Source organism: Martinezella sp. CNPSo 3732, from assembly GCF_057784515.1.
The window spans coordinates 481,348-496,371 of record NZ_JBXSOO010000001.1 but is presented as its reverse complement, the minus strand read 5'-3'; the positions used below and the strand labels follow the sequence as shown (position 1 = coordinate 496,371).

General features: G+C 60.5%; 11 protein-coding genes. 2 read left to right on the top strand and 9 right to left on the bottom strand.

Annotated features, from left to right (window positions below; genetic code table 11):
* Positions 1-82: 82 nt before the first annotated feature.
* The gene (locus AC13RM_RS02185; protein WP_208409319.1) at positions 83-493 is read left to right on the top strand and encodes a hypothetical protein; all 411 of its coding nucleotides are present in this window, start codon (positions 83-85) and stop codon (positions 491-493) included.
* Between the two features lie 149 nt (positions 494-642).
* Here the strand turns inward: AC13RM_RS02185 and AC13RM_RS02180 are convergent, their stop codons facing one another.
* From AC13RM_RS02180 to AC13RM_RS02165, 4 genes are read right to left on the bottom strand one after another with little or no spacing between them, the layout of a single operon-like run.
* Complete coding sequence (locus AC13RM_RS02180; protein WP_440478292.1) at positions 643-1,884, bottom strand: alpha/beta hydrolase; 1,242 nt, start codon at positions 1,882-1,884, stop codon at positions 643-645.
* Positions 1,884-4,943 carry an efflux RND transporter permease subunit gene (locus tag AC13RM_RS02175; RefSeq protein ID WP_440478293.1) on the bottom strand — a complete coding sequence of 1,020 codons (3,060 nt, stop codon included), beginning with the start codon at positions 4,941-4,943 and terminating at the stop codon, positions 1,884-1,886. The genes AC13RM_RS02180 and AC13RM_RS02175 overlap by 1 nt, the downstream gene beginning before the upstream one ends.
* Before the next feature lie 12 nt (positions 4,944-4,955).
* A complete protein-coding gene (locus AC13RM_RS02170; RefSeq protein ID WP_374816581.1) occupies positions 4,956-6,026 on the bottom strand; it encodes an efflux RND transporter periplasmic adaptor subunit in 1,071 nt (356 codons plus the stop codon).
* Positions 6,023-7,099: an efflux RND transporter periplasmic adaptor subunit gene (locus AC13RM_RS02165; RefSeq protein WP_440478294.1), complete on the bottom strand. Its 1,077-nt coding sequence runs from the start codon at positions 7,097-7,099 to the stop codon at positions 6,023-6,025. The genes AC13RM_RS02170 and AC13RM_RS02165 overlap by 4 nt, the downstream gene beginning before the upstream one ends.
* Before the next feature lie 106 nt (positions 7,100-7,205).
* On the opposite strand from AC13RM_RS02165, the gene AC13RM_RS02160 reads away from it, so the two are divergent.
* Entirely contained in the window at positions 7,206-7,835 is a 630-nt protein-coding gene (locus tag AC13RM_RS02160) for a TetR/AcrR family transcriptional regulator (protein WP_374816583.1), read from the top strand.
* A 152-nt stretch (positions 7,836-7,987) separates the two neighbouring features.
* Here AC13RM_RS02160 and AC13RM_RS02155 read toward each other — a convergent pair whose 3' ends face one another.
* The 5 genes from AC13RM_RS02155 to AC13RM_RS02135 all read right to left on the bottom strand — a co-directional run bounded on the left by AC13RM_RS02155 (position 7,988) and on the right by AC13RM_RS02135 (position 14,956).
* Positions 7,988-8,512, bottom strand: coding sequence for an invasion associated locus B family protein (locus AC13RM_RS02155; protein ID WP_488554655.1), 525 nt, complete (start codon positions 8,510-8,512; stop codon positions 7,988-7,990).
* 164 nt (positions 8,513-8,676) lie between these two features.
* Complete coding sequence (locus tag AC13RM_RS02150) at positions 8,677-9,150, bottom strand: DUF4189 domain-containing protein (RefSeq protein WP_488554533.1); 474 nt, start codon at positions 9,148-9,150, stop codon at positions 8,677-8,679.
* A 2-nt stretch (positions 9,151-9,152) separates the two neighbouring features.
* Positions 9,153-9,842, bottom strand: coding sequence for a hypothetical protein (locus AC13RM_RS02145; protein ID WP_488554532.1), 690 nt, complete (start codon positions 9,840-9,842; stop codon positions 9,153-9,155).
* A gap of 13 nt (positions 9,843-9,855) precedes the next feature.
* Complete coding sequence (locus AC13RM_RS02140) at positions 9,856-10,431, bottom strand: invasion associated locus B family protein (protein WP_113229185.1); 576 nt, start codon at positions 10,429-10,431, stop codon at positions 9,856-9,858.
* Positions 10,432-10,438: 7 nt separating this feature from the next.
* Complete coding sequence (locus AC13RM_RS02135; RefSeq protein WP_488554654.1) at positions 10,439-14,956, bottom strand: YadA-like family protein; 4,518 nt, start codon at positions 14,954-14,956, stop codon at positions 10,439-10,441.
* Between the last annotated feature and the right edge of the window lie 68 nt (positions 14,957-15,024).

The following is a 15,024-nucleotide window of genomic DNA, read 5'->3' as shown; positions in this document are numbered from 1 at the left end:
ATCCTACCTGGGATTGACCATCGCGGCTCTCCCACGCTGCCCCATAGACTATTGTCGTACATCAACAGAGGACGTTTTCGCTTTGTATAAGACAGCTCTTTACGCTTTCGCGCTCGCCACCATTTCTCTCAGCTCGGCCGCTGCCAGCACGTGCTCGCAGCACTATCAAAGCACTGGTGTTCCGCTTGTAACCGGCGTGACCTATAAGACCTGGATGGAATTCCCATCAGTCAGCCCAGCCGTCGCCTTTGATAAGGTATCGCGGGCAGTCCTGGCCGAAGGTTTTGTGGATGTGAATGCCGAGAAACAGCTCGGCACGCTAACGGCGCAACAGGAAACGACCGGTTCGGGCCGGCCTCAGACGCTGCGCGTCGTCGTCAGAAAGAGCGGCAAGGGCAGCCGGGTCGATGCGCTTTTCATGGTGCCGCAGGGCCAAGTTGCTCCGAGCATGAGCGACAATCTCTGCCGTGTCGTCAACTCTGTAGCCGATTAAGTCTCTCGCAAACCCACCGGGGGTGCGAGTGTGTAATCTCACCACCTTTTAGCTGCTATTTGGGCCGGCCGCGATATGCGGCCGCGCTCTTCAACATCGATAGGTTTGACTTGATCCACTCGTGAACAACGGACTTCCACGACCGTTGCTCAGTAGGAAATGCGCCCATTGACGATGGGTGGCGAGCCGGGGGAAAGTTGCTGTTTCAACACCTGTCTCGCATCATCGCTGATGATCGACATGGGCGCTGCGACAGCGACCTTTGCCGCGGAGCCCGCCAGGTCCGCGGTTCGCACCGCCGCCATACCGACCCGATCCGCAAGCGAGGTTTGTCCGGTGTCCAACGACTGTCCTGCCAGCCGCCGTCCAAGTAACTGAACCATATCCCGATTGTCCGCAAACGTATTGTGACCCAGCGCATCGTCCGGCTTGACTGAGCTGGTATCGACGACCGTGATCCCGAGCTTGGCCAGATCCGCAGCGTAGGGGCTTGCATCGAAGCCGCCGACACGGTTGACGCCGCCGGAGAGCCATCGCGAGACCTGCAGAGCCTTATCCTTTGTCGATGAAAAGATCGTGAAATGCGGGCGTTGCGGCCCCATTTCGATCAACTGCCGACGAAATACGTCGATATCGATGTCGGGCGATGCCAGGATGACATTCTTCACCTTCGACGGAATTGTCTTGTTGCGCATCGCGACGCCGCGCAGCGCCTCCGCGGTCAGCCAGGACCCCATGGAATGGGCAAGAATGGTCACTTCCCCGACGTCAGGGCTTTTGGCAGATTGCAGGATCATATCCTCCAGCGCCCGCCGTGAGAAATTCGTGCTCTCCTTGTCATAGAGATAGTCGAAGACATTGCCGCGCGAGGGCCAGGTGAAGAGGATCGGCGCGGCGTCGGTTCCGGAATCATGAATGATCTGCGCGAAGCGAAAGACCGCGTCTGAATAGGTATTGTTGAAGCCGTGCACGAAGATGACGACCTGGCGCTTGGCATTGCGGTTCTTGGCGAACCATTCGAAAATATTGCGCTCGGACGCCACCCTTCCGACCTTGAGAACAGCAAACTCCTTTTCGGGATTGGCCGGCACATGCGATGGCCATTGCACTTCGCCGATCTTGCGATTTCGATCGGGAGGAAGGGAAACGACGATATCGTTGAGAGAAATCGCCGTTCCACGTTCGCCGGAATAAAGCTCGCCGGGTTTGTCGGTCGGTTGGCGGGTCGTCGCCACCATCATGTCCACAGTGCTCGTGCCCGGCCCCGCGGTTGCGACCGGCTGGAGAACATTCTCCAGCCGTCCGGCGCATCCGGCCAACATCGATAGGGCCATCAGAACAGAAAGACATGATCGCCTAGGAACAAAGGTCACCCTTTGAACGTCAAACATCAGATCGCCTCATGCTGCGCGTCGTCGCGGGGAATGCGAAACCAGGCAACATACAGGGCGGGAAGGAAGAGCAGCGTCAGAACCGTACCGACGACGATGCCGCCCATCATCGCATAGGCCATCGGACCCCAGAATATCTCCCGGGAGATCGGGATCAGCGCAAGCGTTGCCGCCGCGGCCGTCAGCATGATGGGCCGCATTCGATGCTCCGTCGCCTCGATGACGGCTTGCCAGGCTGGCACGCCTTCGCTTCGAAGGTGCTCGATCTGCACGACAAGGATCACCGAGTTGCGGATCAGGATACCTATGAGGGCAAGTATGCCAAGGATTGCGACGAACCCCATAGGCGCGTTGCTGAAGAGAAGTGCGGCAACCACACCGATAAGCGCTGTGGGAGCGACGGCGAACACCAGAAAGAGCCTGCTGAAACTTTGCAGCTGGATCATCAGGATCGTCGCCATGATGAACAGCATCAGCGGCGCTACCGCCACGATCGGCCCCTGCGCCTTGGCACTTTCCTCGACCGAGCCGCCATCTACGATGTGATAGCCGCTTGGAAGCGTCTTGCGGAATTCGTCGACTTTCGGCTGCAGTTCGCTGACGATCGTCGCCGGCTGCGTCGATCCGGCAACTGCGGCCTTGAGGGTGATGGTCGGTATGCGCGTCCGCCGCCAGATCGTCGGCTGCTCCAGTTCATAATGGAAATTCGCAACCGCCGAGAGGGGCACGGATTTGCCGTTCGAGCCGGCCAGCAGAAGGTTCTGCAGCGTCTCGATCGAGCCGCGCTCGGCGGTCTGTGCCCTGCCGATCACATCGATCAGATAGATGTCGTCCCGAATATTCGTTGCGGCCGTTCCCTCGACGATGCCGTTGAGAGCCGTTGCGATATCTTGAGACGAGACGCCCAATTGCCGTGCCTTGTCCTGCAGAACGTCGACTTTGACGACGCGCGAAGGTTCGTTCCAGTCGAAGGTCATGTTGGACAGCAGGGGATGCTGACCGACGATGCCTGCAAATTGCTGGGCGATGTCCCGGACCTTCTGGACATCGGGTCCGCTGATGCGGTACTGCACCGGCTTGCCGACCGGCGGACCGATGTCGAGCAGCTTCACGAAAGCGTCGGTTCCGGGGAAGGTTTTCGTCAGATAATCCTGCAATTCGGCTTTAACCTTGTCGCGAACGTCAAGACCCTTGGTGACGATCACTGTCTGGCCGAACGAGACGTCGGGTGTTTGCACGTCGAAGGACAGGATGAAGCGAGGAGCGCCTTGTCCGACATAGCTCGTCCAATGATCGATATCCTTGTTGTTCGCCAGCATCTCGTGTTCGAACCTGGCCATCTGCTTGTTCGTCTCGGAAATCGAGCTGTTCTGCGGCAAGTTCCAGTCGACGATCAGTTCGGGTCTGTCGGAGGAAGGGAAGAACTGTTGCTGCACCAGGCCCATCCCGCCGATGGAGAGGGCAAACGCGCCCACGGTCGCGCCGATGGTTATCCAGCGCCAACGCAAGGCGAGGCCTAGAAGCCAGGCGAAGACGCGCGCAAAGCGGCCTTTCTGATCATGGTGGGATTTCATGGTCTTCGGAAGGATCGTCACGCCGAGAAGCGGCGTGAACAACACCGCGACGATCCATGAGACCAGGAGCGAAACGGCAATGACCACGAAGAGAGTGAAGGTGAATTCGCCGGCCGCACTGGTGTTGAGGCCGACGGGGATAAAGCCCGCGACCGTCACGAGCGTGCCCGTCAACATCGGGAAGGCCGTCGAGGTGTAGACGTAGGTCGCTGCCTTTCTCAGGTCGTCACCCACTTCCAGCCGAGCTACCATCATCTCAACCGCGATCATGGCATCGTCAACGAGAAGGCCAAGGGCGATGATCAGCGCTCCAAGCGAAATACGCTGCATGGAAATGCCGGTATATGCCATGACGAGAAAGGTGATCGCCAGCACGAGCGGAATCGAGATGGCGACGACGAGCCCTGCCCGGACGCCAAGGCTGATGAAGCTGATCGCCAGCACGATGACGATCGCTTCGAACAGGGCGCGCGTGAAGCCCGACACGGCTTCATCGACGACGGCGGGCTGATCGGAGACGCGCTGAACGTCGACGCCGATGGGAAGATCGGCCGTGACCTGCTCGATTTCCTTGTCGAGCGCCTTGCCGAACTCAAGCAGATTTGCCCCGGTCTTCATACCTATGGCAAGGCCGATGGCCGGCTGCCCGTTAAATCTGAACAGCGATGAAGGAGGATCGACATAGCCGCGTTTGATCGTCGCAACGTCGGTCAGCGGAAAGAAACGATCGTTGACGCGAAGATTGATCGATCTGAGGCTGTCCTCGGATGTGAACTGGCCGCTGACCCGCAAGGCGATGCGCTCGGGGCCGGCATCGACGAAACCGGACTGCGTCACGGCGTTCTGCGCCTGAAGCGTGTCGATGACCGACTGCTGATTAAGGCCGAGCGCGGCGATCTTCCGCGTGGAAAATTCGAGATAGACAGCCTCGTCCTGCGCGCCGATGATATCGACCTTGCCGACATTGGGGACCGTCAGCACTTTCGCGCGCGCATCCTCGACCAGATCCCGAAGCTGGCGCTGTGTCAGCCCGTCACCGGTAAAGGCATAGATATTGCCATAGACATCACCGAAGTTATCATTGAAGAACGGTCCGACGACGCCGCTTGGAAAATCTCCCTTGATGTCGGCGACCATATTGCGGACACGCATCCAGATGGCATTGACATCCTTGGCCTTGGTCGTCGGCAGAAGCTCGACGAAAATGGTGGTCTGGCCGGCAACCGTCTCGCTCTTCGTATAGTCGAGAGAATCCAGCTCCTCCAGCTTCTTTTCTATGCGGTCGGTGACCTGTTTGGTCACCTCCTCGGCCGATGCGCCAGGCCATTGGGCCTGAATGATCATGGTCTTGATGGTGAAGGCGGGATCTTCTTCGCGACCGAGACCGATATAGGAAAACGCACCGGCCAGAATGAAGACGATCATGAAGTACCAGACGAGCGAACGATGTTCGAGCGCCCAGTCGGACAGATTGAATTTTTTCACGGGGATCTTTCCTTAATCTACCCTGACGGCCTGGCCGTCTGCAAGCTTGTGAACTCCGGCAACGACGATGCGTTCGCCGGGGCTGATGCCGTCCGCGATCCTTACCGAACCGCCTTCGACGAGGTCCCCGTCGATCTTGATCGCACGAATGGAGACTTTGCGAGCCGCGGTATCGACCACCCAGACGTTCGGCTTCCCGTCTTTCACCAGCACGGACGAGGACGGCAGGAGGATCATCGGATCCGCAATGACAGTCGCGGTCGCGGTAACGACGGAGCCAAGGCGAAATGCCGCCGGCGGATTGATGAGTGTGATTTTCGTGCGCCGCGTGCGGGTAGTGGCTTCGGCTTCCGGAGCAATCTCTCGGACGACACCGCTCGCACGGATGCTCGGATCGAGCTGGAGCGCCACTTCAAAGGGCGAGCCCACCTTGAGACCGTCGAAGCTTGCCACCGGTATGTCGATGATGGCATCGCGCTGGTCGGGGCGTGCGACGGTAGCAATGCTCTGGCCGGCGGAGACGACCTGACCCACTTCGGCGGAAGTTGCGGTCACGACACCATCGAATTCCGCGCGCAGCTGCGCATAGCCCAGCTGCTCCTCGGCCTTGTCCAGGTTAGCCTGTGCCTTGGCAACCGCAGCACTCGCGCTCTTGCGGCCAAGTTCGGCTTCTTCGTAAGCCGCCTCGCTTCCCGATCGGCTCTCGAGCAAGGACCGTTGGCGTTCTTCCGTGGATGCGGCATTTGCCAACTGCGCCTGGGCATTCGAAAGCTCGGACTGTGAACTCTTGACCGCAAGTTCGAGCGAAAGTGGATCGATGGCGGCAACGACATCGCCTTTCCTGACGATATCGCCGACGCTGACCTTACGGGCGATGACCCGTCCCAGGACCCGAAATGCAAGCTGGGTCTCGATCTTGGCCTCGACCGTTCCCGGCAGTGTCAGCGCGGAAGCCGCGGTGGACGTGGCGACGACGGAAAGTACGGGACGCGGCGGCTCGTAATGGGCTTCGTCCTGTTTTTCGCAAGAAGTCAGCAGCAATGACCCGAGGATCGCCAGGCCGGCTGTGATGCGGATATTCATTTTGCAGCTCCATTGTCGTATGTGACGGCCTGGCCCGATCGCAGGAATTTCGCGCCGTCGGCGACGACGATCTCGCCCGGCGATACGCCCGCACGCACGGCAAAACGGCCGGTTTCATAGCCGGAGACATCGACCTGGCGAAGAGAGACGCTCGACGAGGCGGGATCGACGATCCAGACCGCCGGCCTACCGCCCTTTGACGCCATCGCCGACCACGGCAGTTCGATTGCGTCCCGTGCGGCGGATCGAAACAGACCGACGACCGGAGCGCCGAGCGGCATGTCCGGTGCCCCTTCGAGCGCCACCTTGACCCTGATTGTCCCGGTCGACGAGTCGATCGTGGGCGAGATTTCACGGACGGAGGCCTCTATCCTGTGAGACGGCGCCGAAAGGAGGCTGACGGCGACCTTGTTTTCAAGATTGCGGCCCAGATAAAGGGATTCAAAGACGTTGAAGACCGCATCCCGCGGGCCGTCATGCGCAAGGGTAAAGACCAGCTGCGCCGCTTGCGCGACCTGGCCCACTTCGGCATTTCTGGCGGTGATCACACCGTCGGCATCGGCACGCAGTTCCGTATAGGAAAGCGCGTCCTGGGCGGTGTCGAGTTGCGCTTGCGCCGATTTCACGCTCCCCTGGGCCGTCAGGAGGGTTTCCTGAGCCTGGTCAAGCGCGGCGCGGGTCGTAACCTGCGTCTTGAAGAGATTCTGCTGCCGATCGAAGGCCAGCTGGGCCTGTGTCTGCTGGGCGAGCGCCGACTGCAGGTTCGCCGTGGCTACGCCCAGATCGGCCTTCTGTTCTTCGGCATCCATGCGCGCAAGCACCTGCCCTGCCTTCACCGACGAGCCGACATCGACGAGGCGTTCGACAATCCGCCCACTGACCCTGAAGGAAAGATCGCTCTCGACCCGGGCACTGACTTCGCCGGTTATGCTGTTGTTTTCGACGACCGGCGTCACCTTGGCGATGACGGTCTCCACATTCTTCGGCTTGGCCTCGCTCGCGCTTTGCTCTTCGCACGAGGCAAGCGCGACGGCACTGACACTGAGCCAGGTGACGACAAGGACAGTTTTCATGAATTTGACCTCTTGCATCCGTTCGGCAGACGAATATTATTGACTGACTAGAAAGTCAATGGAAATTGTCTTGACCCATAACCGCGAATAACGCTCAAGGTGGGATATGCCTGATACGAAAAAGCTGACGCGCGCGGAGCAGAAAGCCCGCCGCCCCGTTCAGATCCTGGATGCTGCGTTTGAGGAGTTCGTCGAACGCGGTTATGTCGCGACGCGCGTCGAAGATATAGCCACCAGGATCGGAGTTACCAAGGGAACAGTCTACGTTTACTTCGAGACCAAGGAGCAGCTTTTCGAAGCGATGATCCGGCACATTTCGACGCCTCTCGAAGATCTATTGATAAGCGGAAATGAGCTGAAGGGAACCGCTGCGGAGCGGCTTCGGAAAAATATCGAGCTGATCTACGATCTCATAATCAATGATCGCAAATTGCGCGAATTGATGAGGTTCGTCATTGCCGAAGGTTCGCGGTTTCCACATATCGTCGACAGGCACCACGACATATTCATCGATCCTCTCGAGCGTCAAATGCAGTCGCTGATTGATGAAGGAGTAAAACTCGGAGAGTTTCGAGCGGCGCCAGCCGCTTTCGCCGATGCCGTCGTTGCGCCCGCAATCGCCTTTCTGTTCTTCAAGCTGCTTTTCGACGAGCGGCGAACTCTGGACAAAGCAAGCTATCTGGAGGCGCACATCGATCTTATTTTGCACGGGCTGCTACTGAAGGAGCCTCGCTAGCGAGACACCCACTATCGAACGGGCAGCCTTGTCGCGAGAGCGGCAAATTGCTGCTCCCGAAGATGCTGGAAATCGCAGCCCTACCGGGCCGGACTTCCGGATTTACAGCGAATCAACGTGACGCGCATCCGCGCAGTGAGAAGATGCGGCTTCTATCGTGCGCCCAAGGAGGCCACGCGATCGGCAGCCGCCGAAAAACCTTGCAAGGATATCTGGAAGCCGAGCGGGTTGCCGCCATCGGCAACGACCTTGAGGTTCAGGCGCGACCCGGTTCGCAATTTGCCAAGTGTTGCAGCGTCGACCGGAAGCAAGGCGATGCAGCCGTTGGGCAGACAGGTGCGAAAACGCACCGGCTTCAAAGGTGGCTGATCATCGATATTCGGCGTCACGCCCGAGTCGAGGACAATTCCGAAGGGCAGCAGCAGTGTCGCCAGCGCGCCGCCGTCGGGACGTATCTGCATTTCAACGGCAAGCAGCCTTTGGCCGTTTTGCTGGGTTTGATCTTGCGAAATCGTGCATACCGACGTCTTGTCGCGTTGGCTGCAGGCAACGCGCCAGTCCTGGTAAGTCTCCTGCAAGCTCGAAGCGCCATTTGGCAGAGCCGATTGCGCAAAGGCTGAGGACGCAAAGCCAGCACAGACAAAGGCGAGTGCCGCATAAGATATGCGGCCAATTATCTGGAATGAAGTAGATGTGAAATTTGACAAGGAATAAGATCTCTCGACTTGAAGTGCGACCTTCCGCGGTCGGTTCCACTGGGAGCGAAGGCAACGAAATAAGAGCAATGATGATCGCCGTCGGGACGAAGTTCGTTGTTTATGATTGCCGTGACCGGGGTTGGTCAGGTGCATACCCACTCCCGCACTTTGCAGTGGGAGCCGGAGCCCTCGCATGCCTTGAGTGCGAGGTCTTCGGCCTCGCGGCGTGTCGGCGCCGAATTCGCGCTCCAAGGTGTGGCACGGTCACGCTGTTCCTTGCCGATGGCAAGAGCGCCGCAATGATTATAGGGAAAGCCGGTCTTATCGTCGTCATCCCAGTGCCGATGATTGCGAAAGACGCTGACCACGACACAGCTCTTGCCCTTGTCCCGCTCGCAGTGCTTGAGCGCGATATCCATGGCTTCCTGGCGCTTGTCGGCTCCCCAGAAGAAGCCGTATTTTTCATCCGGCGCGGAATAGGCGATGGCTGCCCATATGCCGCGCTCTTCAGGCGGGGGAGCCGGCGGTTGCTCTGTCGTGAAGAGATCGGCTGCCCATGGATGGGCGGCAGAGACTAGAAGCATGCCCATCGCGGCAATCGCGGATTTCAGTCTCATTTTTAGCTCCCTTGCTTTCCTGCTGCCGAAGCCACGGAAATGACGACACAGCCGCTTCCTGTCGGCAAAAGCATCGCATCGCCACCATCGTTGCCGAGCTGGTAGACACCGACCTGGTCGAGATTGTTGACGAGCTTGCTTCCGTTCGGGAACTTGGCCGAAACTTCCGGGCAAGACATTGTGAACGGTGCGACGCGAACCATTGATCCTTCGCAGCCGGACGCGACGGGTGCGGCAAATACGATGCCGGCAGCCGGACCGCTATAGCCCTGCGTTGCATAGTTCATCCCGACAAGTGCCTGTACGGCATGCTTATCGGCTGCTTCTTTGTTCCACACCGATTGGACATTATACTGCGTGCCATTGGTCAGCAGCTGCCCGAGAACCGGGAAAATCGTCGAACAGGAGTGCAGTCCGGCCTGCTTGGCGTGCTGCAGGAACGGCGTATCGGGCAGCGCCTGATTGGCGTCATTCGCCGCCGCAACCGCTGGCTGGGGGAGAAGATTGCCCAAGACATCATATCGGAAGGCGGCATAGCCGCCAGCGCCAGCGATTGCGATGGCCAGCACCGAAAGGGCGGCGGTTTTTCGCCAGCTTCGCTTCGGCTTGATTTGCTCGACCGCCAAGTTCTGAATTGCGGCGTCCTTGGTGTTTCGCGACATGATGCGATCGTGAATTGATTGCTGGGTCATTGAAATCCATCCGTCACTTTATCGCCTTAACCGCTGCGGAAAGGCCTTTGAGATTTGCGGTCACGCTGATCGTCCTCCCGTCTGCAGTCGGATAGGAAACCGTCGGCGCCGTATTCTTGGAAATCTGCTCGCGCAGTGCGGGTCCGACCGGCAACATGCCGACGCACACCGTGGTGTTGCAGCCATTGAACCGGACCTGTATCGGCTCCTTGCGGCCCTCGAATTGCAGCAGGATACCGCCATCGCTTTTGGCAACCGGGGCCGCACGCAAGATCATATAGGGGTCGCCTTTCTTCGTCGCGGCGAGCGACCAGCTGAATGCGACCTGCCCGGCCTCGTTCTCGATGATTTGGGTAACATTGCAGACCCGCTGGCGGATCTTGAGATTTTCGTCGCAGATCAGCGTCCAGTTTTCAAAGGGACGAATGGTCCGCTGATAATCGCCAGGCTTCACTTCAGGAGGAGCAACGACCTCGGAAGGCTTTATGCGATACGTGGGAGAGGCCGCATCCTGTCCGGCTGCGATCGAGCCGAACAGGAGCATGCAAGCCATAAAAGCCGGGACGCCGAAGAGCGCTCCTTTGAACATGTCAGGCTCAATTCAAGGTGAAGCTGACGCCAGCGCCGACACCCACGTGTCCGCCGGCGGCCGTACCTGACAAGTTCGCCCGGACGCGGCCGTTCTCGCTGGTGTAACCGGCGCCGAAGGCCACTGCGCCCTCGCCTCGCCAGACACCGCCACCGAGAGCCACGCTCGCCTTGCCGGGACGATCGTCATAGCGAAGCGATGCCGCGGCAAGCCCGATCGCAGCTGCCTGTCTCGCTTCCGACCGTACGTCCCCAAGTTCCTGGTTCAGCTGGCCGAACTTCTGGTCCGTATAGTTGTTGGCGGAAGCCAGCGTAGTGGCGGCGGCCGTGTCCGTATAGGATTTGACCTGAGTGATGCTATCACCCAATTGAGCGACGTTCACGGCATCCGTGGGAGCGACACCCTTGCCGACGTTGGAAATGACCACCGGCGCATTCACGTCACCGCCCTGCAGCGTGATGCTGTTCTTCTTGCTGCCATCGGGATTGAGGTCATAGGTGACGGCGTTCTTGGTGATCGTCCCGACACCCGTCTGCAGGCTGTCGATCGCCTGATTGGTCGCATAAAGCTGCGATCCGTTGATGGCGTCGGTGCTGCTGGAAGAAATACGGCCGGCAGCGACGTTCGTGATGGTTCTCTCAGCCCCTTGAGAACCCACACTCACCGTTCCGACGGGCGTGGTACCGGCGAAGTCGTAGTGCTGACCCTGGATATCCGTGCCGGACGTGCCGACAGCAGCCTGCGTTGACGAACCGGAGCCCAAGGCCACATCATTGGCATTGTTGGCCTGCGCCCCCTGGCCGAGGGCAACCGCGCCCTGCCCTGTTGCCGTCGATCCAAGTCCTGCTGCCAGGCTGCTTGTTCCGCTGGCGACACTCTGCGGACCGATCGCAACGCTATCGGTGCCGCTGGCGCTGGAATCCGCTAGCGTGGAGTTGGCGTGGAAATACTTGATGCCGCCGCCGTTGGTGATGTTGGTCAGCGTGCTGTCGACTGCACCGAAGGCATCATAGACCGTGCTGTAGTTGTTGCCCTGGATGTTGTAGGTCGGACCGGTGATCGACCCATCCGGATTGACCGTCGTGTTGCCGCCGATTAGGTTGGTAACGTTGGTGCCGAGCCCCTTGAGCTGGCTGACATTCACCGCATCCGTATCAGCCGAACCGGCCGCGAGATTGGTCAGTTTGCGTTCCGAACCGGCCGAACCGATCGAAACCTCGCCGACGGAGGTTTGCGGGCTCGTAAGCGCAAAGCCGGCGTAGCCGGATTGAGCGCCCACGGTGGTTACGGATTGCGCGCCGAGAGCAACGCTGTTGATGTTGTTGGCCTGCGCGCCGGCGCCGAGAGCCACCGATTGGACGCCCGCAGCCAGCGAATTTGTGCCAAGGGCAACGCCATCAGCCAGCATGACATGGGCATTCTGGCCGATAGCCGTGCCGCCCGGAGCAACCTGGTCGACGACCGCGCCATTGCCGATGCCGATGCCGTTGTCGCCGTTGACGACGGTCGTCGGGCCGACCGCAACCGACTCGGCACCGACAGCAAGAGAGTCACCGGCAGCCGAGTTGGCATGGAAGTATTTGCTCGGTGTCGTCGCGACTGAAGCAATGGCGCCCTGAAGCTGGCGAACGGTGACAGCATCCTGCGCGCTGCTACCGTCAGCCACATTGGTGATCTGGCGATAGGACGTGCTCGAACCGACCGAGACAGCACCCAAGAGTGTCTTGTCCGTCGTGTTGTATTGGATGAAGTTCGTCGGTCCAGCAGCGATCTGGCCGGTGGCCGGAGCCAGGGCGCGATCGGCCACCGATCCGGAGCCGAGGGCCACACCGCCGACGATGGTCGACTGGCTGTTCATGCCAAGCGCAAGCGCATTGTCGGCGACAGAGGTGGCGTTATAGCCGACCGCTGTGGAGCCAACGCCCTGAGCCGAGGAATCGCTGACGGCGAGCGTGCTGTCATTGGTGCGCACATATCGGATACCCTTACCGTTTGCATCGGTATAGGTCGTCGACGTGTCACCGGCCAGATTGTTGATCGTATTGCCGAGATTGGTCAGGTTTCCGCCGATCGTGGTGACCGTCGTGTTGAGACTGTCGACCGCCTGGTTGGTGGCAAAGAGCTGCGAGCCGTTGACCGCGTCCGTCGAGCTGCCGTTGAGCTGGCCAGCGGCGACATTCTGGATCTGACGCTCCGCACCAGCGGATCCCACAGAGAACGCGCCGGCCGGCGTGGTGCCTGCGAAAGTATAGGCTGTGCCTCCCACAGTGGCTCCCGAAACCGCCGTCGTCGCACCAGACTGAGAATTCAGACCGATGGCCACGTCACCGGCATTGTTGGCGACCGCATTCGGACCAACGGCAACCGAATCCGTCCCGAGGGCCTGGGAATCCGGCAGTGTGGAATTGGCATGGAAATACTTGATACCGCCGCCGGTGTTGATGTTGTTGACGATATTGCTGAGATTGGTGATACCAGTCGTATTCAGGTCGACCTGCTGGTTGGTCGCAAAGAGCTGCGAGCCGTTGATGGCATCCGTCGAACCGTTGTTGAGCCGGCCCGCCGCGACATTGGTGATGGTGCGCTCGGCGCCTGGTGCGCCGACGCTCACCGTCGAGGCAGGTGTCGTGCCGGCAAAGTTATAGGTATTGCCGCCGATCACCGCGCTTGCGGTACCGACCGCTGTGGTGGTCACCGAGCCCGAGCCAAGAGCGACATCGCCGGCATTGACTGCGGAGGAGAGAGCGCCCAGTGCGAGCGCGTTCTGAGCGCCGGCATTCGCACCAGCGCCGAGAGAGGCTGCTTGAACACCGGTTGCAAACGCGTTCTGACCGATCGCGGTGCTGGAGGTCGCCGTCGCATTGGCATTGGGGCCGATGGCGGTGCCGTAGTCACCCGTGGCCTTGGAGATGTATCCGAACGCCGTTGCGTCGAGACCGGAGGCGCTCGCACCGTTGCCGGCTGCGATGGCATTCGCGCCTGACGCGACCGAGAGAGGTCCGATCGCAACCGATTCCGCACCCGTCGCCGACGAATCCGCCGCCGCCGAGTTGGCATGGAAATATTTGATGCCGCCGCCGTTGTTGATGTTGCTGATATCGGTCGTGTTCTGTGTCACTTGTTGGTTGGTCGCAAAGAGCTGCGAGCCATTGACGGCATCCGTCGAACCATTGTTGAGCCTGCCCGCCGCAACATTGGTGATGGTGCGTTCGGCGCCCGGCGCACCGACGCTGACCGTCGAAGCCGGTGTCGTGCCCGCGAAGTTGTAGGTGGTGGTGCCGATCACCGTGCTGGCGGTGCCGACGGCGACGTCCGTCACCGAGCCTGAGCCGAGTGCCACGGCGCCTGCGTTGCCGGCGGTGGCGTTGGCGCCCAGCGCGAGGGCATCCGCGGCGCTGGCATTCGCTTGTTTGCCGAGAGCGGTTGCTTCAACGGCAGTGGCAAATGCGTTCTGGCCGATCGCGGTGCTGGAGGTCGCCGTCGCATTGGCATTGGGGCCGATGGCGGTGCCGTAGTCACCCGTGGCCTTGGAGATGTATCCAAACGCCGTTGCGTCGAGGCCGGAGGCGCTCGCACCGTTGCCGGCTGCGATGGCATTCGCGCCTGACGCGACCGAGAGAGGTCCGATCGCAACTGATTCCGCGCCTGTCGCCGACGAATCCGCCGCCGCCGAATTGGCATGGAAATATTTGATGCCGCCGCCGTTGTTGATGTTGTTGACTGTCGTGCCGATGGCATCGACCGCCTGGTTGGTCGCAAAGAGCTGCGAACCGTTGATGGCGTCGGTGGACGATCCGCTGACCCGGCCCGCCGCGACGTTGGTGATGGTGCGCTCGGCGCCCGGCGCGCCGATGCTGACCGTCGAAGACGGGTTGGTGCCCTGGTAGGCATAAGTGGTGCCGTTGACCACCCCGCTCGCCGTGCCGACCGCTGCCGTGGTTACAGAACCCGAACCCAGAGCCACGTCGCCGGAGCTTGCCGTCGCCGTCGCGCCATTGCCCAGGGCAACGTTGCCGACGAAGCCGGACGCACCCGCCGTTGAACCGTTGCCCAAAGCAACCGAGCCCTGGCCGATCGCCTTGTTGTTGTTGCCGATCGCGACCGCGCCGGCCGCCTGGTTGGCCGCAGTGGCGCTTGCCGTGCCATCGCTATTGGCGATGTTGTTGGCACCGCCGGTATAGGCGCCCGTGCCGCTCGCATAGCTGGGATCGCCGATCGCGACCGCGCCGTCGCCGTAAGCGGTATTGCCGGAGCCGATGGAGACCGCCTTGCCGCCGGTCGCAACTGCATTATTGCCCACGGCAACCGCTTCAGCAGAGGTGGCCTGGGCTGCTGTTCCGACCGCAATCGCGTTGGCGCCTGCCCCGTTCGCGTTGATGCCCAAAGCGACCGCCTGAGCCCCGCTGGCGACCGACCCACCGCCGATCGATGTGCTGTTCACACCACTGGCAGTGGAAGACTCGCCCAAAGCCAGGGTGTTTGATTGGCTCGCTGTGGCGTTCGCGCCAAACGCTGCCGCATTAATGGCAGTCGCTTTTGCATTGAATCCCATGGATGCGGCTCCACTTCCCGAGGCATTCGCGCCTGGGCCGA